The organism is Mesorhizobium sp. B2-7-2, assembly GCF_006440775.1.
Lineage (GTDB): Bacteria > Pseudomonadota > Alphaproteobacteria > Rhizobiales > Rhizobiaceae > Mesorhizobium.
In genome coordinates this window covers 22,153-43,655 of sequence record NZ_VFTZ01000009.1, presented here as the reverse complement: position 1 = coordinate 43,655, position 21,503 = coordinate 22,153, and the positions used below count along the sequence as shown (strand labels likewise).

The 21,503-nt window shown below is 63.5% G+C and carries 20 protein-coding genes; 6 read left to right on the top strand and 14 right to left on the bottom strand.

Annotated elements, in window-relative coordinates; all coding sequences use genetic code 11:
* Positions 1 to 9 precede the first annotated feature (9 nt).
* The 5 genes from galU to FJ425_RS14255 are packed head-to-tail and all read right to left on the bottom strand — an operon-like array spanning position 10 to position 5,031.
* Positions 10 to 906 (bottom strand): UTP--glucose-1-phosphate uridylyltransferase GalU, encoded by an 897-nt coding sequence (galU, locus tag FJ425_RS14275; RefSeq protein WP_140724330.1) that lies wholly within the window; start codon positions 904 to 906, stop codon positions 10 to 12.
* 28 nt (positions 907 to 934) lie between these two features.
* Positions 935 to 1,921: a glycosyltransferase family 2 protein gene (locus FJ425_RS14270; RefSeq protein ID WP_140724327.1), complete on the bottom strand. Its 987-nt coding sequence runs from the start codon at positions 1,919 to 1,921 to the stop codon at positions 935 to 937.
* The gene (locus FJ425_RS14265) at positions 1,911 to 2,849 is read right to left on the bottom strand and encodes a glycosyltransferase family 2 protein (protein WP_140724324.1); all 939 of its coding nucleotides are present in this window, start codon (positions 2,847 to 2,849) and stop codon (positions 1,911 to 1,913) included. Before FJ425_RS14265 ends, FJ425_RS14270 begins: the two co-directional genes overlap by 11 nt.
* Positions 2,849 to 3,832 (bottom strand): glycosyltransferase family 2 protein, encoded by a 984-nt coding sequence (locus tag FJ425_RS14260; RefSeq protein ID WP_181175924.1) that lies wholly within the window; start codon positions 3,830 to 3,832, stop codon positions 2,849 to 2,851. Before FJ425_RS14260 ends, FJ425_RS14265 begins: the two co-directional genes overlap by 1 nt.
* Positions 3,833 to 3,858: 26 nt before the next feature.
* Positions 3,859 to 5,031, bottom strand: a complete 1,173-nt coding sequence (locus FJ425_RS14255; RefSeq protein WP_140724321.1) for a glycosyltransferase family 4 protein — start codon at positions 5,029 to 5,031, stop codon at positions 3,859 to 3,861.
* 71 nt (positions 5,032 to 5,102) lie between these two features.
* Between FJ425_RS14255 and FJ425_RS14250 the strand changes: the two genes are divergently transcribed.
* Positions 5,103 to 6,680, top strand: a complete 1,578-nt coding sequence (locus FJ425_RS14250) for a polysaccharide pyruvyl transferase family protein (protein WP_246677937.1) — start codon at positions 5,103 to 5,105, stop codon at positions 6,678 to 6,680.
* Here the strand turns inward: FJ425_RS14250 and FJ425_RS14245 are convergent.
* The 9 genes from FJ425_RS14245 to FJ425_RS14205 all read right to left on the bottom strand — a co-directional run bounded on the left by FJ425_RS14245 (position 6,582) and on the right by FJ425_RS14205 (position 17,096).
* A complete protein-coding gene (locus FJ425_RS14245; protein ID WP_140724318.1) occupies positions 6,582 to 8,048 on the bottom strand; it encodes a lipopolysaccharide biosynthesis protein in 1,467 nt (488 codons plus the stop codon). The two genes, FJ425_RS14250 and FJ425_RS14245, sit on opposite strands and share 99 nt — an antisense overlap.
* Complete coding sequence (locus FJ425_RS14240; protein WP_140724315.1) at positions 8,045 to 9,214, bottom strand: glycosyltransferase; 1,170 nt, start codon at positions 9,212 to 9,214, stop codon at positions 8,045 to 8,047. Before FJ425_RS14240 ends, FJ425_RS14245 begins: the two co-directional genes overlap by 4 nt.
* A 164-nt stretch (positions 9,215 to 9,378) precedes the next feature.
* Positions 9,379 to 10,458: a glycosyltransferase gene (locus FJ425_RS14235; protein ID WP_140724312.1), complete on the bottom strand. Its 1,080-nt coding sequence runs from the start codon at positions 10,456 to 10,458 to the stop codon at positions 9,379 to 9,381.
* Between the two features lie 49 nt (positions 10,459 to 10,507).
* Positions 10,508 to 11,728, bottom strand: coding sequence for a glycosyltransferase family A protein (locus FJ425_RS14230; protein ID WP_181175920.1), 1,221 nt, complete (start codon positions 11,726 to 11,728; stop codon positions 10,508 to 10,510).
* 88 nt (positions 11,729 to 11,816) lie between these two features.
* Positions 11,817 to 13,148 (bottom strand): UDP-glucose/GDP-mannose dehydrogenase family protein, encoded by a 1,332-nt coding sequence (locus FJ425_RS14225; RefSeq protein ID WP_140628899.1) that lies wholly within the window; start codon positions 13,146 to 13,148, stop codon positions 11,817 to 11,819.
* A 129-nt stretch (positions 13,149 to 13,277) separates the two neighbouring features.
* A complete protein-coding gene (locus FJ425_RS14220; RefSeq protein ID WP_140724306.1) occupies positions 13,278 to 14,162 on the bottom strand; it encodes a glycoside hydrolase family 16 protein in 885 nt (294 codons plus the stop codon).
* Positions 14,163 to 14,300: 138 nt separating this feature from the next.
* On the bottom strand, positions 14,301 to 14,678 hold the full coding sequence (locus FJ425_RS14215) for a hypothetical protein (protein ID WP_140544964.1): 378 nt from the start codon (positions 14,676 to 14,678) through the stop codon (positions 14,301 to 14,303).
* Positions 14,679 to 14,800: 122 nt separating this feature from the next.
* Complete coding sequence (locus FJ425_RS14210; protein ID WP_140628893.1) at positions 14,801 to 15,829, bottom strand: glycosyltransferase family 2 protein; 1,029 nt, start codon at positions 15,827 to 15,829, stop codon at positions 14,801 to 14,803.
* Positions 15,830 to 15,833: 4 nt separating this feature from the next.
* Entirely contained in the window at positions 15,834 to 17,096 is a 1,263-nt protein-coding gene (locus tag FJ425_RS14205) for a nucleotidyltransferase family protein (protein ID WP_140724303.1), read from the bottom strand.
* A gap of 500 nt (positions 17,097 to 17,596) precedes the next feature.
* Between FJ425_RS14205 and FJ425_RS14200 the strand changes: the two genes are divergently transcribed.
* The 5 genes from FJ425_RS14200 to FJ425_RS14180 all read left to right on the top strand — a co-directional run bounded on the left by FJ425_RS14200 (position 17,597) and on the right by FJ425_RS14180 (position 21,496).
* Positions 17,597 to 17,749 (top strand): lasso RiPP family leader peptide-containing protein, encoded by a 153-nt coding sequence (locus tag FJ425_RS14200; protein ID WP_095769314.1) that lies wholly within the window; start codon positions 17,597 to 17,599, stop codon positions 17,747 to 17,749.
* 156 nt (positions 17,750 to 17,905) lie between these two features.
* A complete protein-coding gene (locus FJ425_RS14195; protein WP_095769315.1) occupies positions 17,906 to 18,205 on the top strand; it encodes a PqqD family protein in 300 nt (99 codons plus the stop codon).
* A 25-nt stretch (positions 18,206 to 18,230) separates the two neighbouring features.
* Complete coding sequence (locus FJ425_RS14190; RefSeq protein WP_246673220.1) at positions 18,231 to 18,605, top strand: lasso peptide biosynthesis B2 protein; 375 nt, start codon at positions 18,231 to 18,233, stop codon at positions 18,603 to 18,605.
* Positions 18,606 to 18,608: 3 nt separating this feature from the next.
* Complete coding sequence (locus FJ425_RS14185) at positions 18,609 to 20,519, top strand: lasso peptide isopeptide bond-forming cyclase (RefSeq protein WP_140628879.1); 1,911 nt, start codon at positions 18,609 to 18,611, stop codon at positions 20,517 to 20,519.
* Entirely contained in the window at positions 20,516 to 21,496 is a 981-nt protein-coding gene (locus FJ425_RS14180) for a serine kinase (RefSeq protein ID WP_348639804.1), read from the top strand. The genes FJ425_RS14185 and FJ425_RS14180 overlap by 4 nt, the downstream gene beginning before the upstream one ends.
* The last annotated feature ends 7 nt before the right edge of the window (positions 21,497 to 21,503 follow it).

Here is a 21,503-nt window from a genome sequence, read left to right as displayed (position 1 = left end):
AGATGGGCATTATGCGGCTACTTCCCGGCGCTCATGCGACCGGACAAATTGCTGCAGCATCTCGAAGACAGGGCCCTCCATGTCGTCGCGCGCCAGGGCGAAGGCGATGGTCGCCTCGATGAAGCCCTCCTTGGAGCCGCAGTCGAACATGCGACCGTCGAAAGGCTGAGCGTAAAAAGGCTGGCTCTGAGCCAGGCGAACCATGGCGTCGGTGAGCTGGATCTCGTTGCCGGCGCCGCGCTGCTGATTGCCAAGCAGGGCAAATATCTCCGGCTGCAGAACGTAGCGACCATTGATGTAGAAATTGGACGGCGCATTGGCCGGCGCGGGCTTTTCGACCATCGCCGTCACTTCGAAGCCGGATGCCACGTCGGCGCCGCGGCCGACAATGCCGTATTTGCTGGTTTCGGCCGGCTCGCAGCGCTCGACGGCGATCACATTGCCGCCGGTCCGCTGATAGAGATCGACCGTCTCGGCGAGACAGCCGCGCGCGCCGAAGGACACCATGTCGGGAAGCAGCAGCGCGAAAGGCTCATTGCCGATCACCTCGCGCGCGCACCATACGGCGTGGCCGAGGCCCTGCGGCGACTGCTGGCGGATGAAGGAGGTGGCGCCGGCCTCCGGCAGCAGGCTCTCCAGCGACTGCAACTGCGCCTTCTTGCCGGTCTGCTCCAGCGTGCCGATCAGTTCAGGATGCAGGTCGAAATAATCCTCGATGACCGCCTTGTTGCGGCCGGTGACGAAGACGATGTGCTCGATGCCGGCCTCGAACGCCTCGTCGACGGCATATTGCACGACAGGCTTGTCGACGACGGGCAGCATCTCCTTGGGCATCGACTTGGTCGCCGGCAGGAACCGCGTTCCGAGCCCCGCCACCGGGATGACTGCCTTCCTGACTTTCTGCATCTGCTCTTCCTTCTGAGAGAAAAGATTTCTACCTGTCGCCGGCTATCAAATCGCCAGCATGCTTCATCTCCCCACCCCCACGGCGAACTTGCGCCGCAAGCCTTCTGAGCCGGACGGCGATCGGCATCGACATATGCCCGATCGCGGCCGGATCCCTGAGCGCCGCGCCGATCGCCTTGAGCGGGGCGCGTGCCTTGATGTGCTGAACCAGGGACAGGAACGACGCCGCCTTGCGCAGGCTGCGGCCACGCCTGGCGAAAGCCGCCTTTGCGTCGCTGTCCATGGGATATGCCACCGCGAACACGGCATCGGCGCGCGTCATCGCCTCGACGTGATGCAGTTCGAGCACGCGCGAGATCGAGCCGGTGCGGATGTGGTAGGCATAACCGACGGTCGGCTCGACCACGCAACGGCCGCCGCTGGCCAGCGCGCTTGCGAGCAGAATGTAGTCCTCGCCGATGCGCAGCTTCTCGTCGTAGCGCAGCTTGTTGTCGTCAAGGAACCGGCGCTGGAAGATCGGCTTGAGATAGCCGAAATTGAAGCGCGATTCGAAGACCAGATTGCCGGCGATGTAGTCGGCCAGCGAGATTTCGCGCAAGCCTTCGAGATAGCCGGCCGGGAACATGGTGTCGTCGGGCGTGCCGTCCTCGCGCACGACCTGCACATTGTCGACCGCAATCTGGGCGTCCGCGGCTTCGGCGCGGGAGATCATCGCGGCCAGGCGGCCGGGAAGGACCGCGTCGTCGGAATCGAGCACCGCCACCCAGCGGCCGCGCGCCAGGTCGAGGCCGGCATTGCGGGCGCCGCCCGGACCGCGATTGGCGGGCAGCGCCACAACCTTGACGATATCTTGCGGATAAGCGCGCGCCACATCCAGCGTGCCGTCGCTCGACTGGTCGTCGACGACGATGACCTCGACGGTCACGCCGAGTTGCGCGATCGCGCTGGCGATGGCGCGGTCGAGAGTCGCCTCGGCGTTGTAGGCGGCGATGACGAAGCTGACGTCAGGCTGCACGCTTGTTCCCTTGTTCTGGCGACGTGAGGCCGTATTGGCGGATTTCACGGACGCCGACCAAACCGCTGACGACACCAACGTGCATAATGCCGCGCAGCACGCTGCGGTTCCGCCGCACCGGGCTGATGGCGGTCAAAATAGCCATGCCGAAGCAGTAGGCGGCCTTGGCCGAAGCGAGCCCGACCTGGCCGGCGCGGCGCAACCCGCCGGCGCCGTGTCCTATCAGGTGGCCATGCGTCTGGCCGAAGCGGAAGCGCCGGCGGCGCAGCCAGTCGAACGCGGCCCGGGCGCGGGGCACGACCTCGTCGACGAAGGCTTGCGGCGCGAAGGCGATGCGGCCGCCAGCCTTGACCATGGCATCGAAAAACTCGGTGTCCTCGCCGCCGGTCTGGCCGCGCGCCAGGCTGAAGCGCCGGCCACGAAGGCTCGCGTCGGCCATTTTGAGCAAGACGTTGCAAGTGTAGCCGGTGCGGATCTCGCCGCGCACCCAGACCGGCAAGGTGGAGTGGAAGTCGCCCTTCTGCATCCAGTCCGGCGCGTCGGGGCGATAATGCGCCCGCACCGGACCGAGCACCGCCGCAGCGCCCGTGGCATCGGCCGCCGCCATCAATTCGACTAGCCAGGAGGGCGACGCCGTCTCGTCGTCATCGATGAAGGCAACGAAGTCCGACACGCTGGCGTCGAGGCAGGCGTTGCGGGCAATCGAGATGTTGCGCGCCGGCGCGTGACGATAGCGGACCGGCAGCTGCAGCTCCTCGGCCAAAGCCTTCACTAGTTTCTGCGCGCCGGGCTCATCGTCATTGTCGGCAACGACGATACCAATCTCGGCTCCCACCGGCTTCTCCAGCGCCGCGACGGAGCGCAGCGTGTCGGCCAGTTCCGGCCGGCGGAAGGTGCAGATGCAAATGTCGATCGAGCGCCCAGCCATCACGCCACCTTACGCTGCAATCGAGACGCCAAAAGCTGCTGCCAGAAACCGGCCGACCAGCCGAAATGCATGACCATCGCCGAAACCCCGGCCAGCGTTATGCCGGCGTTGCGCTGGCGTATCGCCGTTACCAGGCCGTAACCGAGGCACACCGCCGCCCATAAGAGGAACGGCACCGCCGCCAGCCAGTGGACGAAGGAAAACAGGGCGAGCAGCACCACCGGCGCAACCAGCAGCGGAATCATCTGCCGGACCTTCGGCACCATGCGGTGCTTCAAGACGTTTCTCGCGCGGCCGCGGCCATAGCCGAGATACTGGAAATAGAGGCTCTTCAGCGTCGAGCGCGGATAATAGACCATCTGCGTCCTGCCGCTCATCCAGATGCGATAGCCGGCCTGGCGGAGCCGATAGTCGAGCTCGGCGTCCTCATTGTGGCTGAAGCTCTCGTCGTAACCGCCGACATGCCTGAAGGCGGCGACGCGCATCAGCGCGTGATGGCCGTGATCGACCCATTCGCCCTCGGACATGTGCCGGTGCTTCGAGCCGCCGGTGCCGAGCTTGGAGTTCTGCGCCGCCGCCACCGCCTTCTGCACGGCCCCAGTGCCGGCGGTCAGCATCGAAACGACGACCGAATCGGCGCCGGTGGCAAGGGCCTCCGCGACCAGCCGGTCGCAGTAGTCGTCCGGATAGCCGCCATGCGCGTCGATGCGGATGAGATAGTCGGCGCCATCGCCAAGGTCCGCCACCGCGAGATTGATGGCGGCGCTCTGGAGGCGCTTCGGATTGGCGAGCAGGATGACCCGGGGATCCTTCGCCACGACGTTTTCGACGATGGCTTGCGTGCCGTCGGTGCTGCCGCCGTCGGCGACGACGATGCGGCCGCCGAGCCGGGCCGCCGCGGGCCGCAATTGGTCGAGCAGGCCGCCGATATGGGCGGCCTCGTTGAGGCAGGGAATGACGATCAGGATCGTGGACTGCGCCATCGGTTTTTGTTCGCCCTGTTGCGCCATCACGCGGCCGCCTCCGCCGCAAAAGCCGAAGGCATGGCGGCGAGGCCGCGCAGCTTGTCGACGAAGGCCGCGCAGTCGCTGCGGTCGTAGCTCCAGGTCTTCGGATTGCGCGCCGACACGCGCGACTTCAGGCCGCGATATTCATCTTGATCCATCCGGCTCAGCATCGCCTCGAGGCTTTCGGGCGTCGCTTCGGGCAGAAGCACGCCGATATCCCGCTGCTTCAGGAACCTGCCGGTTTCGGTGTCCGCCATGGAGATCGGCACGGCGCCGAAGCGGCAGCCCTCGTAGAGGCGGTTGGGAAGCAGCCATTCGGAATTCTGGCCGGCCTCGAAAAAATCGATCGCCCAGGAGAAATGCACCTCACCGTAGATGGCTGCCATGTCCTCCGGATTGCGGTAGGGGCCGCGGAAGGAAAGCCACGGCTCGGCCTCGACGAAACCGTGAAAGTCCGGAAATTCGGACAGCGCCGGACGGCCCCTGAGCACGACTTCGAAACGGCCCGCCTGCCGACGGGTGAAATCGGCCAGCAGCTCCAGCGAGCGGCGGCAGCGCAGAGCGCCGAACCAACCGATGCGCCAGGGCGGCGGCGACGGGCTGTCGTCCTCGACAGAATGCGCGGCGACAACGGATGCTGCCTCGAAATATTTGTTCTCGATCAGCTCGACAGGTGCGACGATCTGCCCGAAAGGCTCGAAATAATTGGCGATGAAGGCCGGCGAGCTCGTCACCAGAAGCTTCACGTCGCGCGCGAGATGGCGTTCGGCGCCACGCAGCGTCCTGCCGACGAGGTCATCGCGCAGCACCAGGCGATGGATATCGAGGCATTCATAGACGATCGGCACGCTCGCCCCGAGCGCGCCGTTGGCGCGGCGGGCCAGCGCCAGCATTTCGAGGTTGCGTGCGATGATCAGATCGGGCCTTGGCATGGCGCCAAGTTTCGCGCCGATTGACATGGCTGCCTTGGCGACCGCACCGAGGCGCTGCGCGAATCGGCCGTCGCGCGTCGCGCCAAGGTCGACAGGCTCGATGCCCTCGATCTCGGAGACCGGGCTGGTGGTGCGGCGGAAGCCCGCCAGGGTGACCCCGGCGCCGCCTGCCTTGAGCATCTGTATTCTCCGGCGCACCGCCGGGTCGGATACGTCATGCACAAGGTACAAGACATGCAGCATGTAACTCGACCGCTGTTGGGCCCACCCATCGGGGATGCTAGTACAGCTTTTGCTGCATCGCAACAATTTTGGTGCGGCGTAGCAAGCGCCCGCACATTTTTTGTTGCACTGCAAAAATCATAAGCTACTCTCAGCCTGCTTGGCGTCGATCCGGATTTCGCGTTGGCTATCAGCGCGGAGCAGCACGCCAGATCGCGACGCGGATCGCGTGGCGGCACTCCGGCAAACATGCCGTTTTAACCGACGTGGCCTGCCACGGACGCGAAACGAGGTTCCCCATGAAAGTCGTGATCGAAAACACGGTGTGTCTGAACACTGGCGATGCCGCGATCCTTTTGGCTATCCGCCATATTCTCAGATCGATCGTCGGCGGCGATGTGCAGTTCCTGGTTTTCGACAGTCAGCCCGACGTCGCGGCCAGGCTTTACCCGAAGAAAGATTACCCGGATCTCGAATTCCACAAGCTGCTGTCGGAATCCCTGTTCAGGGATCAGCATGGCGGCGGGATAAAGGGCTGGCTCAAGTCGATCTACAATCGAGGAGTCTTGCGCGCCTTGCGCCGCTTTGCCCAAAACGGCGCCAGCAGCGTTTTCTTCAGCAGAAGCGACCGCCACGGCCTCGAGGCCTATGCGAGCGCCGACCTGGTGGTGACGACAGGCGGAACCTATCTCGTCGAGAACTACGATCTTGAAAAGCGACTCAATCAATTCCGCATCGATGCGATCTTGGGCAAGGACCCGATCTTCTTCACGCAATCGCTCGGCCCGTTCAACAAAAGCTACAATCGCCAGGAGCTAGGTCCGATCTTCGATCGGGCTCCGCTCATCCTGCTGCGTGACGAGCGATCCAGAAATCACATACTGGATCTGGTGAAAGATCCGGGCAAATGCCATGTGGTCGCCGATGCCGTCTTTGCCCTGGCTGATACAGACAGGATCAAGAAACATCTCGGCAGCGCACCGGCGCCAACGGGCCGTGTCGCTATTTCCGTCCGCCACTGGAGCTTCGTCAGCGACGGTGAGGACGGCATGCGCCGCTATCTCGATTCGATCCGGGAGATCGCCACAATTCTTGTCAGGGACCACGCCAAGGAGGTGACCTTCATCTCAACCTGCCAGGGTGTGCCGGAATATGCACATGACGACGCCAGGACTGCACGGGCGATCGTGGCCGAACTCGACCCGGAAATCGCCGAACACGTCAATGTCGACGCCGCATTTCATACGCCCGACCAATTGATGGCGCTGGTGAAGGATTGCGACTTCGTCGTCGCCACGCGCATGCATATGATGATCATGTCGCTTTGCGTCGGCACGCCGGTGCTGCCGATCGCCTATGAATTCAAAACCAAGGAAGTCGCCAAGCACATCGGCGTCGCCGACCTTCTGCTCGACATCGATACCGTAACGCCGTCGGAAGCAGCCGAAAAACTCGGCAGATTCATCGCCAGTCTCGACCACTATCGCCGGGCAAGCCTCGAGGCCGTGCTGGAAGAGCATGCGTCGGCAATGTCGGCAACCAGGCCGTTGTCCTCCTTGATAGGCAACCGCTCACCCAATGTTGCTGACGACGTTGGCAAGAGTGGCGAACAACGCCTTGCGCGACTGCGGAACAGCAAGCATGAGGGCCAAGGCGAACCCGTAGTTTAGGACAACCGCCACAAGGATCGTGAGCAGGTCCGACTGATTGGTCAGCAACGCCGGCAGCGACAGATACGAGAGCCAGGCGAGCAGGGACGAGACGATGAAGAGCCCCTGTATGCCCAGAAAATCGCCGGCGGTCACCGGGCCGACACGATGGATCAGGGCGGCAAGCACCGGGATACGCAGCACGTAACCGCTGATGGCATAGGCAGCCGCGACGCCGATGGCGCCCCAATGCAGGCCGACGACAAAGGAGGCGACGGTCGTCAAAGACGAATAGATGCCCCAATGAAACATCGTCTTCGTCTTGCCCTGGCAGATGAATATCCACCCCGTGGTGCTCGATACGGACTGCATCAGGCCGGCGATGCCCAGCCAGGCGAAAATGGGCGCCACGGCCATCCAACGCTCGCCGAAGAGAAGCCTGACCACCTGCTCCGAAGTCAGTGTCAAGGTGGCAATGCCGGGCATGGTGATAACGGCCAGCAGCCAGTTTGTCCGGACATAGATGTCTCGAAATCGTTGCTTGTCCTCATGGATGCGGCTGAGCAGCGGCACCATGATACGCGTCAGCGGTTGGTTGATGTTCTGCAGCGGAAACAGCAGAAGCTTGTAGGCGCGATCATAGTAGCCCAGCTCGACCGCGCCGGAATATTTTCCGATGAGGATGTTGTCGAGGTTACGAGACAAAAAATTGACGAGGTTGAAGCCCGTAAGGTTCGCGCCGAACCTGAATATATCGGCGTCGACCTTCAGATTCGGCCAAGACGGCGTCCAGCGCGTCACCAACCAGCCGGCAACCAGCGCTACGACAGCCGACACAGCCGGACCCAAAACCAGAGACCAATAGCCAAATCCTAAATACGCCGCGGTTGCGGTGGCGAGCAGCCCCACGGCCGCGGTGATTGCGTCGTTGAGCGCAAGCTGGCCGAATTGCAGATGGCGGTTCATCAGGGCAAGCGGCACTGCGGCAAGACTGCCAAAAAGCAGCGGCGCGGCGGAAGCAAGTGTTATCCCCCACATTCGCTGATCGCCGTAGAAAGCAGCAATGGCGGGGGCTAGGCAAGCCACGACCGCCCCGGCGCACAGGCCGACAACCGCGCTCAGCCAGAAGACTTGATTGAGTTGCCGTTGATCGATCTCCTTGCGCTGGATGACCGCCTGCTGGAGGCCCAGATCCTGAAGCAGGCCGACGAAGGCCACGATCGGTCCCACGGAAGCCACCAGGCCGAAATCCTCGGGGACGAGCAGTCGGGCAAGGATGACGACCGAAAGGAACTGGATCGCTATCTTGAAGCCTTGCGCGCCGGCCGTGACCAGCCCGCCGCGCAAGGCAACGCGACCAAATTGCGGGGGCGGCGGATTGGCATTCATGTGACGGATCCGGTCTCCGCTAGCCGCGCGACGATCTGCGCAAAGCGTTCATTCAAGGTATCGGCATTGAAATCCGCCTCTACCTTCCTTCGAGCGGCAAGCGCTATCGGCTCGCACAGGCCCGGGTTCTCCGCGATCCAGGTGAGTGTGCCGGCAAGCGCGGCGACGTCCCGTTCGGGCACGAGGAAGCCAGTCTTGCGATCCTCGATCAGCTCCGGAATCCCAGAATGGTAGGTGCTGACAGCGATCAGGCCGCCGGCCATCGCCTCCATGAGCGCGACCGGTATTCCTTCCAGATCGCCGTCTCGCCCGGCGACGCTTGGCAGAAGGAAGACATGGGCGTCGCGCAGGCGCTGCTTCACCTCGCCGTGCGGACGCGGTCCGAGGAAGGTCACCCTGTCGGCAATACCGAGGTCGACGGCGGTAAGCTTCAATTCCTCCAACAATTCCCCGCCGCCGATCACCGAATAGGTCCAATCGCGGTGCGGCAGGCAAGCGAGGGCGCGAAGCGCATATTCGGTCCCCTTTTTCTCGGTCAGCCGGCAGACCGAGATGAAAGACAGCGTACGTCCCTGCCAGGAACGCCAGCGATATTCGATCTCGCTTGGGCGAATGCCCATATGGTGAACCGCGACTTGTGCCGGCGCGGCACCGGCATCGATCAGGGCCTGACGGAAGAATGCGTTCACGGGGAGTTGGAGAGCCCCTTTTTCGAAAACGGGCCTGTACTGGTCCAGGGTGCCGTCATGCAACGGCCTGCCGACATCGGTGCCATGGAATATGGTCACCAAAGGCGCGGAAATCCTGCGCCGCTTCATGACGCGGGCGACGCGCAGGCCGTTATGGCCAAAATGCGCCACGATCACATCGACGTTTCGCAGCTTGCGCGCGTTGGACAGGTCGATGAAGGTCGAAAGCTTGTCCCAAAATCTGCCGGACCATTTCCGGAGCAGTGAGCGGCAGCGATTCAGGCCACCCCACCAGGAAACGACAGGGCCGGGCAATGTCTGCCAACGTGCATCGTCCACATTGCTATCCTTGCCAAAAGCCATCTCGTTGCAGACGACGCTGACTTTCATTCCTCTTTCAAGGCATCCGGCAATCTGATCGAGCACGAATGTCTCGGACAAAGTGGGAAATTTATCGACTACGAAACAAATTCTCATCGGCAGGATGTTCTCGCCCAGATCAGGCTGGAAACGTCGCCGGCAGGGCCTGACGCATGCGGCATGAATTCTGACTCCTGTCGGCGCAACCTATTGCAGGTTTTGCTGCGTCGCAACATTTTTGGTGCTGCGCAGCAAATCGGTTCCATCTCCTTGCTTGCAAGCTACGCAGCGTGGCGGACGCCCTGCCGAGCCGCTCTTTCCAGCAGATCGAGAAACACCACCAATTGCCGCGCGGGATCGAGCTCCGGGCGCTTGGAGAAGGCCAGAGCCGAGGCCGAAAGCCGTTCGTATTCCTGGCGATCATTCCACAGGCGCGTCACCGCCGACGCCCAGTCGGTAAGCGGGGCGTCGTAGTCGAGCACCACGCCGCCGGGACCGATGGCTTCGGGCAGGCCGCCGCGCCTCGAGCCCACGACAGGGATGCCGCTGCAATGCGCCTCGGACGCTACGCGGCCCCAGGCTTCCTCCCATTTGCTCGGGGCAAGCAGGATCCTGGTGCGGCCATAGACCGTCTTCATGTCGTCGGTGCGGTTTTCCAGCGTGACATTCGACAGCGGCGCGATGGTGTTTTCGATGCGGGCGCGATGCTCGTCTTCCAGCTTCCAGCTTTCCACGAACAGGAAGGGAATTTCCGGGCAGGCGGCCGCAATCCTCACCGCCAGATCGAACCCCTTCTCCTCATAGGGATTGATCATAGTGACGAATTCGCCGGTCGTATGCGTGCAGTAGAGCGCGTCGTTGATGGTCGGCGGAAGAACGGTGGACTCGATGCCGAATTGTTCCTTGTAGGTGCGCGCGGTGAACTCCGAATTGGCGATGTACAAAGCCGAATTGAGTTCGCGCGGATCGCCGGCAAGCTCGTGAAATTCGACATTATGCAGATAAACGACCAGCGGCACGCCTTCGGCAAGAAGCGCCTTTCCGAGCAGGACGGATTTGTGGCACTGCACGACCGCGACGTCCGGTTGGGTCTTCTCGACGGCGAAGCCGGCCGCCTCCCAGGGAAACCAGGCGCGCATCACCGGATAGCCGGGGAAATTGTCAACAACCGCGGGCTGCCGCAACAGCTTCATCTTGGCGCGCGCCTTGAGGCCGAACATGCCGTCGCCGAACAGCGAGGCGAGGACCGACGCCTGATGGCCGTGCTCGATCAATTGTTCGACCAGGTGATGCGTGTTGGATTGCACGCCGCCGGTGAACTCGGGAATGTACCCGTTGCCGCTTGCAAAAAGCACTTTCATCGTTCTGCTCCTAATCCGGCCCGGGCGAGTATCCGCAAGCCACGGCTCATCAGCTTGCGCCGCGCGCCAAGGGAAGCTTCGACGTCATCGCCCGACACAGCCGGCCGAGCGAAGCGGAAAGCGACAGCGCCGAATACTCCCGCAACAATTTCGAAGCCGGGATCACCTTTCCCGCCTTCAGGTCCCGCGCCAGATAATGTGGGAAGGAATGCATGTATTCCCTGACGATGTCGGCCTTCAGCGGTCCCGACCTCCATGCCTTCACCGCCGAGACGAATTCGTCGGCCGGGGCGGATGCCAAACCTGTATCGTAGGCTTCGAACGTACGCCGCACGATGGCGCGTTCCTTGTCGCTGAGCGACGTCTTTCCGGCTCGTTCGGCAAGCAGGGCGTAGCGGCGGATGTCCTCGGCCGCGTGATGCCACAAACCCTTCCTGGCCATGATGCTCGATCGCTGCAGCAGCGCCTGCATCTCGAGATCGGCCGTCCTCGACAGGGCCTGCTCCGAGCGATCCAGATACTCATGCAGATCGACCGACTTATAGACCTCTTCCATGATCGCCCGGTCGTACGCGCCCCAGGCCTTGATCCGGTCGGTGTAGGAAATGACCACCTTGGTGCTGCCGCGGACCATGTCGTGCTGGCGCTGGAAGAACATCAAGCCGTCGACCCTGACGCCCTTGAACCGGCGCGCAAGCCTCAACATCATCTCGTAGTCCTGCGACCGGACCAGGGTCTCGTTGAAGCCACCCACCTCGTCGTAGCATCGGCGGCGCACCAGGAGACCCGGCTGGTGGACGTGGCAATATTCGAGATGCGACGGGAAGAAATTGTCCTGGCTGACATGGCCGAAGGCGACGATCTCGTAGTCCTGCTCCTCAATCTGGGCCGAACGCTGGAAACGCGCATATTCGCCGAATGCGAAATCGGCGGCCGGCTCGCGCTCGAAGGCGGCGAGAAACCGCTCAAGCGCCGTCGGGTGCGCGACGTCGTCGTCATCGAATATCCAGACGAAATCTCCTGTGCAGCGCTTCAGGGCAAAATTCAGCGCCGTCGATTTCCCGCCATTCTCCTTGCGGTAGTATTCCACCGGCGCCGGGAAAGAGGCCGCCACCGCGCCGGTGTCGTCCGTCGAGCCGTCGTCCACGATCAGGATCTGATCCGGCACCACGGTCTGCCGCAGCAGGCTGCCGACGGATTCGGGCAGGAATTTTTGCCGGTTGAAGGTGGGGACGATGACGGTGACCGTCGGTTTGCGCTGCGCAGCCATTGATGACCTCATACTGTTGCCGATGCCCCGTTCGCCGGCATGAATCCACAGCCATGGCGACGGCCATTGTCCTTGAGGCAATCAGCAGTCATGCCGCCATCCTGCCGATCGAGAAGTATTCGATGCCGTAGCGCGCGATCACCTTGGGATCGTAGAGATTGCGGCCGTCGAAGATGACCGGCGTGGTCAGCGCGTCCTTGAGCGCGTCGAAGGACGGCGCGCGGAAGCTCTTCCATTCGGTGCAGATCAAAAGCGCGTCGGCGCCGCGCAGCGCCGCCTCCTTGGTGCCGCACAAAAGCAGATCCTCGCGCAGGCCGTAGATCGCCTGGCACTCCTGCATCGCCTCGGGATCGTAGGCCTGCACCTTGGCGCCGGCCGCCCACAACGCTTCCATCAGCGTGCGCGCCGGCGCCTCGCGCATGTCGTCGGTGTTGGGCTTGAAGGCGAGCCCCCAGACGGCGAAGGTCTTGTCCCTGAGCGCGCCCTTGAAATAGTGGTTGACCTTGTCGAACAGGACCGACTTCTGCGCATTGTTGCGCTCCTCGACGGCGCGCAGCAATTTGGCGTCGAACTTGACGCCCTCGGCGGTCTTGATCAGCGCGCGCACATCCTTCGGGAAGCACGAGCCGCCATAACCGAGGCCGGGATAGATGAAGTGGTAGCCGATGCGCGGATCCGAGCCGATGCCCTTGCGCACCTCCTCGATGTCGGCGCCCAGCTGCTCGGCCAGATTGGCCATCTCGTTCATGAAGCTGATCTTGGTCGCCAGCATGCAGTTGGCGGCGTATTTGGTGAATTCGGCGCTGCGCACGTCCATCACGATCATCTTCTCGTGGTTGCGGTTGAACGGCGCGTAGAGCTCGCGCATCACCATCTCGGTGTCCTCGCTGGAGGTGCCGACGATGATGCGGTCCGGCTTCATGCAATCGGCGACCGCCGAGCCTTCCTTGAGGAATTCGGGGTTCGAGGCGACGTCGAAGGCGAGATCCTCGCGGCCGCGCTTCTTCAGCGTTTCGGCGATCCTGGCCTTCACCTTCTCGCAAGTGCCGACCGGCACGGTCGACTTGCCGACGACGATCTTGGCGCTGTCCATCTCGCGGCCGATGGTCTCGGCGACGGCCAGCACGTATTTCAGATCGGCCGAGCCATCCTCGCCGGGCGGCGTGCCGACCGCGATCATCTGGATCTGGCCATGCCTGACCGCCGCTGCCGCGTCGGTGGTGAAGCGGATGCGGCCGGCCGCGTGGTTTTCCCTGACGAGGGCCTCCAGGCCCGGTTCGAAAATCGGGACCAAGCCCTGGTTGAGCCGCTCCACCTTCTTCTCGTCGATATCGACGCACACCACCTCATGGCCGACCTCGGCCAGCACAGCGGCCTGCACGAGACCGACATAGCCAATCCCAAACACCGTCAAATTCATTTGGTTCTATTCCTGTCAAAGGCCGGGCCGCAAAAGCGGTCCGGCCGGTTCAGATGTCCCTCAGGCCCAACGGCCCAGTTGGTTCGGCATGATCCTATCCCAAAATCGGTTCCACTTTGGCGATCATGCCTAGTTGGAATTGCTTATGCTGCATGCCAACGATTCCGGAAATTGGCATGACTGGCCCAAAGCGGTGAAAGCGACGCGCTTGACCTCCATGGTCACCTTGCTGCCGGGATCGACAAAGGCGCCCATCCAGTTGGTCAGCTTGTCGCTGCCCCAGAGGCTGAAGAAGATTTTCTGTGAATGCTTCGGCAACTCGTCGGGGTTGGTCACCTCATGGACGAGCTTGCCGTTGACGTACCAGCGCAGCCGGTCCTTCTCCCAGACGAAGCCATAATCGTTGAAGCCCTTGTCGGCGCCGCCTTCGACGTCGACGAGCTTGCCGTTCTTCGGCTTGCCCTGGATGTAGCTGTTGACCTGCACCTTCGACGGATCCTTGGTGAGGACCTCGAAGTCGATCTCGTCCCAAGGCTGTTTGTCCTGCGGGCCGATATAGGAGAAGAAGGCGGCGTTGAGGCCGGAGCCGGTGCCGGTCTTCATCCGTGCCTCATAGACGCCGTAGCCGTAGCGCTGCTTGGTCTGGATCTCGGCGCAGGCGAACTCGCGGTCCTTCAGCTTGCGCTTTTCGAAGCCCAACGAAAGCACGCCGTCGGAAAGCCGCACGAGATCCTTCGACCACGTGCAGTTCTGATGGGCGCCATTGGTCCAGCCGTCCGAGACGAACCAGCGGGACTGGCTGAAATTCGAGAAATTGTCGACGAAGGACGGCGCGCTTTGCAGCTCTTGCTGCGCCGCTTGCGCATGCGCGGGATGCGGGCTCGCCGCAAGGGCCGCAACGACCCCAAACAGGGCGCCGACCACGCCGAGCCTCAGGCTGGTTAATCCGCTCCCTGGCGCCTGCGATATCGCGCAAGCCGCCTCGGTGGAGGTGTTGTCCGGATCTGCGTTCATAACAAACTCACCTTGTGTTGTCCGCCCAACCCAAAGTCATCCTCGGTTCGCATGAGCGAGCCGCTTCCGATCTTCCGCCCTGTGAACTCCTCTAGTGTCCTGTAACGTCTCGCACCGATGACGGCGCCCGGCGCGCCGTCAGCCTCTTGCCGTCGCCTGCGCAGCAGACCGGTCGGCACCATCCTCGACGATCGCGTCGAGCGAATGGCGCAGTTCCTTCACCAGGCTTTTCTGGCGAGCGAGCTCCGCAATGCGCCGCTCGCAGTTCAGGATCGACTTGGTCATCGCGGCGACATCCGATCCCTTGCTGGCCGACGCCGAACCATTCTCCATCGCCTCGACCAGAAAGGCGGCGTTGGCGGCCGTCGACTTATAACGATTCTCCAGTCCGGTTTTCTCCGCCTCGATCTCGGCCGCGATCTGGTCGAACAGCTTCGCCAGCCGGTCGAAACGCTGAAGATCGGTCTGCCGGTCGCGAGCCGGATCCCGGGATCTGAAGCTAAAAATCGAAGCCATGCTATCGGCCTTTCGAAATTGCTGCATTGCAACATAGAGTGCCATTCCAGTAGCGACTAGGCAACATCATAGTTTCCGGAATGCGATTTTTTGAGGGACGGCGGCTTCCGGGACAATGCGGATCACCCGCTTGCGGCGCTGGTTGCCGCCATCAGGAAGCGCGTCGGCGGCATCTGCTGCGGCGCAACAATCCCGGTGCGGCGGAACAGCGCGTCGAGCTTGTCGGTGGCGACGCCGCGCACGATCGGGATCAGATTCGACTGGCTTGCGAAAGCGTAGGCCGCGGCCGACGCCAGCCCACGCTCGGCTTTCACGTCAAGAAAGTTGCGCAGCCGGTATTTGTCGCGGACATGGCGCTCATGGCGCCGCAACGCGGCCTTTGAGCGCTCCGGAAGGCTGTCTATCTGGAGCAGCGCCAGATCGGCATCGGCAAGACGCTTCAAATCCTGCGTCCTGTGGCGGCCGCTCAGCGAATCGGCGCGCACGATCGCCCCATAGCCGCAAGACTTGATGATCTTGAACCGAGCCCCGTAAGCGACAGCGCGCGCGTAGAGCTCGTAGTCCTCGCCAAGCCTGAGGTTCTCGTCGTAGCTCAACCCATGCCGCTCGAGGAAAGCCCGGCTGATCACCGGCTTGAGGAAACCGAGCTCGCCGCGCCGCACACGGCGGCGCGAGATGTTGCCGTCGATGAAGCGCTCGAAATCGAGAAATTCCGGCTCGGCCGCGAAAGGCGGGGCGGCGACCTTGGCGAGGTCGGTCGCGGCATCGTCGCGGATCAGCATGATGTTGTCGGCGGCGAAATCCCAGTCGGTGCTGGCGAAAAGCCGGCGGAAGCGGCCTTCGAGGAAGAAATCATCGGCGTCGAGAATGCTGATGAAGGGCGATTTGGAGGCCTGGATAGCGGCGTTGCGCGCGGCGGAAGGACCGCGATTGACGTCGAAACGGATGACGGCAAGCCGGCCGCTGCCGTCGTCGGCGGCCAAAGCCACATCCTTGGTGTCGTCGGTGGAGGCGTCGTCGATCACGACGACTTCGGCGACTTCGGCCTCGCGCAGCGCCGAGGCGATGGCGCCGCGAATGGTGCGCGCAGCATTGCGCGCGGCGATGATGACGCAGACCCCGGAGGTCGTTATGGGCGTCGTCACGGGCATGGGCTCACCTTTCGCTTGCATGATTTGCCGCCCCGCCCACGATTTTGATCACTTCGCTCCGCGCCGGCTCGGCCGTGGCCGGGCGCTCGAAGATGCGCCGGCTGAGGTCGGCGGAGGCCGCCCAGCCGGCTTCGGCTAGGTAGCGGACCGGCTCGCGGCCGCAGAGTTCCCACAGCACATGGCGGCGCTGCGGCCAGCGCAGGGACGCGAGCCACGGCGCCATTACCATGTGGAAGAGGTCGGCGTTGTCGATGCGGGCCAGCATGCGGGTGGCGCGATCCGAAAGCAGCGTGCCGTCGCCGCCGAGCAGCACGTCGGCGGCGCGCAATCCCAAGAGCAGCGTATCCGCCAGGCCCTGTTCGGCGGCGTGGTCGAGCACCCTCCGCTGCTCGGCTTCGCTCAGGCGGCTGGCGCTGGCCCTGACGTCGCAGATATAGCCAGCGCAGGGCTCGCGGTTGAAAAAGGCCTTGGCGACGCTGATCGAGGACAAAAGCAAGGTGTCGGCCGCCGAGATGATCGGCATGGCGGCGCCGGCCACCTCGACTTCGCGCTTGCGGCGCAGGAAGCCGTCGGTGTCGCGCGGGCTGGGCGAACCCGGCTGCTGCAGCCGGTGGTGGAGGTCGACCGTCGAGGCCCTCGCGCCGTCCTCGCGCACCATATGCTGCTCACCGAGGAAGCGCACCCACCAGACCGAGCGCGACTTGCCGGCAACCTCGTAGCCCATCGTGCGCAACGCATCGCGGGCCTTGGCGAAACCGGTCGGCGAAACCAGAATGTCGACGTCGCCGGATGGCTTCATGAAATGGTCGCCATAGAGCAGATGCTGCTGGAGCGGCCCTTTGAGGAAGACGAAATCGACCTGCCTGTCGCGCAGCACACGAGCGATGGCCATCGAATCGCCAATGCAGGCGACGTTCATCGACATGGTTCGCCGGCGGTAGCTGTCGAGCCAGCCAGGCAATTCCGCAGGCACGGCATCCGCGGGCGCCCGCGCGAGCGCCTTGAGCAGGAAGACGGCGACCTTGTTCAGCCTGGCGATGTCGGCGACATTGGTTGCCGAAATTGGGGCCGCCGTGATCGGGGCCGCCGAGATTGGGACCGCGGTGTTCGGGGCGGCCGACACCGTCGGCGCGGGCACATCGACCCGGCCATCCGTGATGTTGGCTCGTGGCGCGAAAAACAGCCTCAGGCAGGCCTGCACATAAGCGACTTCGTCGGCGCAGCCGGCGGCGCGCAGCCTTTCATAGGAGCCATCCTGCACCGCCATGCCCGATGTCATTCTCCGCAAAATGCCGCCCAAAGGGGTTATACTGCAACTGCGAAGAAAAGCATCGGAAAAATTGACGCGATCACGTCAAAAGCGGCTGAGGTCGCCTCCTGACCGCAACCCCAGCGTTTAAAATCGTTACGCGTTCAATCACTTTTGAAGACAATTCCGGGGGCATCCCGGCTGGCCGGAAAATGGCGATTTTTTGAGGCAATTTCTTCGCAATTGCGATATGTCTTTTTCGCCTGAGAAATTATCGCAGATAAATCAAACGGTTACCTGAACGGTATGGACCTGCGGTTGAATTCCTGGATGGGTGAAGTTTAGGATGACGCTGCCTACGTCTTGATTAACAACGGATGCGAGCGCAACCAAGAATTGATTAATGCTTGGTAAATCAAGCTTGACTCATGGATGTTGCCATGCAGCAATTGCGCTGCAGCATAGCGATATGTTGGCGGCATTCTGCAGCCGCTTCCAGTCCTTAATTGGAGAGTACAATGGAACAGAATGTTGAAAAGCATGAGTATGAAACCCCCAGCCTGACGGTTCACGGTTCGATTGAAACTATCACGCAGGGCGGTGCGGGCACGACGGCGCTCGACGCGAGCTTTCCCGCGCACACGCCGGTCGGCGAGCTGACTTTCTCTTAAAACTCAGACAGGTATCCGGGTGTCTGAGTTGGGGCTCCGGATGCTCTCCAACAGGTGAGCCGGGGGGCTTTTGTCCCCCGGATTCCTGCCGAGGGTCGCAGGCAACCGATCCCGGTGGAAGCCATAGGGCGGACGGGCCAGCAACGAGGTTTTAGGATGCACTGGAACCCTTCGGACCATGACCGCGTCGTCGCGACGAACGAGGCGGTGGCTTGTGAATTCGGCGCCGGACTGGCGCTGCTCCACCTCAAATCCAATGTCTATTACAGCCTGAACGGCGTCGGCGCCTTCATCTGGGAGCAGATCCAGGAGCCGCGATCGATGCTCGATATCCGCAGCGCCGTGCTTGCGCGCTACAATGTCGATGCCGAACGCTGCAGGGCCGATGTCGAGGGCTTGCTCAAGGGGCTGAGCGAAGCAGGGCTTGCGAGGCTCCACAATGAGGAACTGGTCTAGGCTCCGCTCGCTGAGCGCCCGGGAAATGCTGTTTCTGGCACGCTGCCTGATGGTGGTAAGCGTTGTGCGGCTCGCGCTGACGCTGTCCTCCTATAATCGCGTCCGCAGCCTGGTGACGGGACTGCACGCCAGACGCGACGCCAGCGTCGCCGACCTGCGGCGTGTCGCATGGGGCGTTGCCGCCGCGGCGCGGCTCGTGCCGGGCGCCAGCTGCCTGACCCAAGCGCTGGCCGGACAATATCTGCTCGCCCGCCAGGGCAGCGCCTCGAAAATCAGCATCGGCATCGAGCAAGGGACTGGCAGCGAGCTCAAGGCGCATGCCTGGCTGATGAGCGGCAACCACATCGTGCTTGGCGGCTCGGTCAAAGGATTTGCCCATCTGGTCGACCATAGGTCCTGAGCGATGAGCGGCGTCGCTGGAATCGTGCTCAGCGACAACGGCCGGCCCGCCGCGGCCGGCGATATCCAAGAGATGCTTTCGCGCATGCGCCACCGCGCCCGCGACGGCAGCTCATGGTGGGCGGACGGCAGCGTCGCGCTCGGCCACGCTTGGCTCGACACGACCGGTGAGGACGGGCCCGGGCCGCTGACGATGGCCGACGGCAAACTCGCCATCACCGCCGACTGCCGGCTGGACAATCGCGACGAGCTTCTGGCGCGGCTCGGCCTGCGGGACCGGTCGGTCGCCGACGCAGTGCTCATCATGCGCGCCTACCTTAAATGGGGCGAGGCCTGCCCGACCTATCTGCAGGGCGATTTCGCCTTCGCCATATGGGATGGCGAGCGCCGGGCGCTGTTTTGCGCGCGCGACCATTTCGGCGTCAAGCCTTTCTACTATCATTCGACCGGCAGGCGCTTCGCGTTCGCCTCGGAGATCGGGCCGATCCTTGCGCTGGACGGCGTCGGCAGGCGGCTCAGCGAACACCAGATTTCCGGCTTCCTCGCCGGCTTGACGGACGATCCGCAGGCCACGCCGTACGCCGAGATCTTCCGCCTGCCGGCGCGGCACAGCATGACGGTCGCCGACCGCCGGGTGGTGCTGCAGCGCTACTGGCAGATCGAGCCTTCGCAGCGGCCGCCGCGCCCGGACGCGGCCGAAGAATTCAGGCATCTCTTTGCGCAATCGGTGGAGAACAGGATGCGCGGCACGCCGGCCGTTGGCGCGATGCTGAGCGGCGGGCTTGATTCCTCCTCGATCGCTTGCGTTGCCGGTCTTCGCGCGGCGGCGAGGCGCAACCCGAGGCTCAAGACCTTCTCGCTGGTGTTCGACAGAGGCTCGTCGATGGACGAGAAGCCGTTCATCGATGCGGTGCTCGACGGCAATCCGCTCGACGCCACGCTGATTGCGGTGAGCAATTACGCGCCCTTCGCCGAGTTCGACCGTATCCTGGAGGAGCAGGAAGGCACGTTCCTGGCGCCCGGTCTGTCTTTGACCCGCGATCTTTACCGCACCGCGGGCGCAAAGGGCGTCAAGGTGCTTCTCGACGGGCATGGCGGCGACGAGGTCGTCTCGCAGGGCCATGGGCACCTTCATGAGCTCGCCAATGCCGGCCGTTGGCTGGAGCTGTGGCGCGAATTGCACAGCGCCGCCAACACCTATGGCGAGGGCATGTTCTCCCTCTATTTCAAGTTCCTGACCATTTACGGACCAGCCTGGCGGATCGCCCGGATGAGATCGATGGCCAGACGCCTTGTCGGCAAGGTGCGGCAGAGGCCGGCATCGGCGCCGCGCGCCTGGGCGGGCCTGGTCAATCCGGACCTTGCCAAGCGCACCGATCTTGCCGAGCGCTTTCACCGCAGCGGCTACATGCCCGCCGCCGTGAGCGCCAGCGAAGCGCTGACGCATCGCTGGCTGCTGTCCACCGGACTGGTGCCGCATGCCTTCGAAGTGCTCGACAAGGCCGCCGCCAATTCCGGCGTCGAGCCCCGCTATCCGTTCTGGGACAAGGCGCTCGTCGAGTTCTGCCTGGCGCTGCCCGGCGAGGAAAAACTCAAGGACGGGTTTGGCCGCCACGTGCTGCGCCGGGCCATGCAAGGCATTCTGCCGCCGGCCGTGCAATGGCGGCGCGACAAGATCGATTTCACCGCCAATCTGGTCAAGGGCATGCTCGGCAACCACCGCGAGCTTCTGGACAGGCTGCTGATAGCGGACGGCGAGCGGATCGCGCCCTATGTCAACCTGCCTGAAGTGAACGCCGTCTATGAGCGCCTGCTCAGCCAGCCCGAGCAGGCAACGCTGCCCGACGTCCAGCATGTCTGGCGCTCGGTTTCGCTGTCGCTGTGGCTGCGGCAAGTCCAAGGAAGCCCCGCATGAATCTTCCGATCGCTTCCCTTGCGCGGCCCCTGCCCGCCACCGAAACGATGGCGCCGAGCGGACGCGTCCGCCATTTCTACAAGGCCTACGGGCTGATCGTCAGCTCGGACGTGGCCTTGCCGGAACTGACGCCGACGGCGCCGGCGACACCGGACCTGGAGATCGCGGTCGGGCCGATCGACTTTCCCGACGGCGCATCGCAGGGCGCCACGGCCTTTCGTTTCGAGGCGACGCGCCAATATCTTTCCTGGCAGGCGGTCGGCACCTTCATGATCAGCGATGCCAACCGGATCGATGTCGATCCGGCGCCGGGGATCGACGACCCGCTGCTTGCCTTTCCGCTGCTCGGGCCGGTGATGGCTCTTGCCCTGCATCGGCGCGGGCTGCTCGTCCTGCATGCCAGCGCCATTGCCGTCGGCGGCAAGAGCGTGATCTTCATGGGCGACAAGGGTGCCGGCAAGTCGACGACGGCGGGCGCGATGATCCGCGCCGGCCATCGGCTGCTCACCGACGACGTCGTCGCGCTGGATTTGTCCGACCCTGGACGACCGATGATCCTGCCCGGATTTCCGCAGCTCAAACTGGCCGCGGACGCGGCCGGCGCCATTCACCTCGAGCAGGCGGAAGTGCGCCCGCAGGTGCATCCGCAAATCGACAAGGCGCAGCATCGGCTGCACGACGGATTTGCCACTGAGGCGGTGCCGGTATCCCGCATCTATGTGCTCGAGCGCGGCGAACGCGCGGCGATTTCGCAGCTTGCCAGTGTCGCCGCGCTGCCAGCGATCATTAAATTCTCGTACATCACGCGCTTCGGCCGGCAGGCGTTGACCGGCGATCTCGCCGCCGCGCATCTCAGCCAATGCGCTGAGATCGCCGGGGTGATCGGCGTCAACCGCCTCGAAGTGCCGGCCGGACTCGCCAGGCTCGATGAAGCGGTCGCCGCGATCGAAACCGACCTGGCGTGCGGAACAAGGTGAGCCGGGG

Coding starts and splice junctions, on each gene's coding strand:
- galU (WP_140724330.1), bottom strand. CDS start 906: ATGCAGAAAGTCAGGAAGGCAGTCATCCCGGTGGCGGGGCTCGGAACG.
- FJ425_RS14265 (WP_140724324.1), bottom strand. CDS start 2,849: ATGGCTGGGCGCTCGATCGACATTTGCATCTGCACCTTCCGCCGGCCG.
- FJ425_RS14260 (WP_181175924.1), bottom strand. CDS start 3,832: ATGGCGCAGTCCACGATCCTGATCGTCATTCCCTGCCTCAACGAGGCC.
- FJ425_RS14255 (WP_140724321.1), bottom strand. CDS start 5,031: ATGCTGCATGTCTTGTACCTTGTGCATGACGTATCCGACCCGGCGGTG.
- FJ425_RS14245 (WP_140724318.1), bottom strand. CDS start 8,048: ATGAATGCCAATCCGCCGCCCCCGCAATTTGGTCGCGTTGCCTTGCGC.
- FJ425_RS14240 (WP_140724315.1), bottom strand. CDS start 9,214: ATGAGAATTTGTTTCGTAGTCGATAAATTTCCCACTTTGTCCGAGACA.
- FJ425_RS14235 (WP_140724312.1), bottom strand. CDS start 10,458: ATGAAAGTGCTTTTTGCAAGCGGCAACGGGTACATTCCCGAGTTCACC.
- FJ425_RS14230 (WP_181175920.1), bottom strand. CDS start 11,728: ATGGCTGCGCAGCGCAAACCGACGGTCACCGTCATCGTCCCCACCTTC.
- FJ425_RS14225 (WP_140628899.1), bottom strand. CDS start 13,148: ATGAATTTGACGGTGTTTGGGATTGGCTATGTCGGTCTCGTGCAGGCC.
- FJ425_RS14220 (WP_140724306.1), bottom strand. CDS start 14,162: ATGAACGCAGATCCGGACAACACCTCCACCGAGGCGGCTTGCGCGATA.
- FJ425_RS14215 (WP_140544964.1), bottom strand. CDS start 14,678: ATGGCTTCGATTTTTAGCTTCAGATCCCGGGATCCGGCTCGCGACCGG.
- FJ425_RS14210 (WP_140628893.1), bottom strand. CDS start 15,829: ATGCCCGTGACGACGCCCATAACGACCTCCGGGGTCTGCGTCATCATC.
- FJ425_RS14205 (WP_140724303.1), bottom strand. CDS start 17,096: ATGGCGGTGCAGGATGGCTCCTATGAAAGGCTGCGCGCCGCCGGCTGC.
- FJ425_RS14200 (WP_095769314.1), top strand. CDS start 17,597: ATGGAACAGAATGTTGAAAAGCATGAGTATGAAACCCCCAGCCTGACG.
- FJ425_RS14195 (WP_095769315.1), top strand. CDS start 17,906: ATGCACTGGAACCCTTCGGACCATGACCGCGTCGTCGCGACGAACGAG.
- FJ425_RS14190 (WP_246673220.1), top strand. CDS start 18,231: ATGCTGTTTCTGGCACGCTGCCTGATGGTGGTAAGCGTTGTGCGGCTC.
- FJ425_RS14185 (WP_140628879.1), top strand. CDS start 18,609: ATGAGCGGCGTCGCTGGAATCGTGCTCAGCGACAACGGCCGGCCCGCC.
- FJ425_RS14180 (WP_348639804.1), top strand. CDS start 20,516: ATGAATCTTCCGATCGCTTCCCTTGCGCGGCCCCTGCCCGCCACCGAA.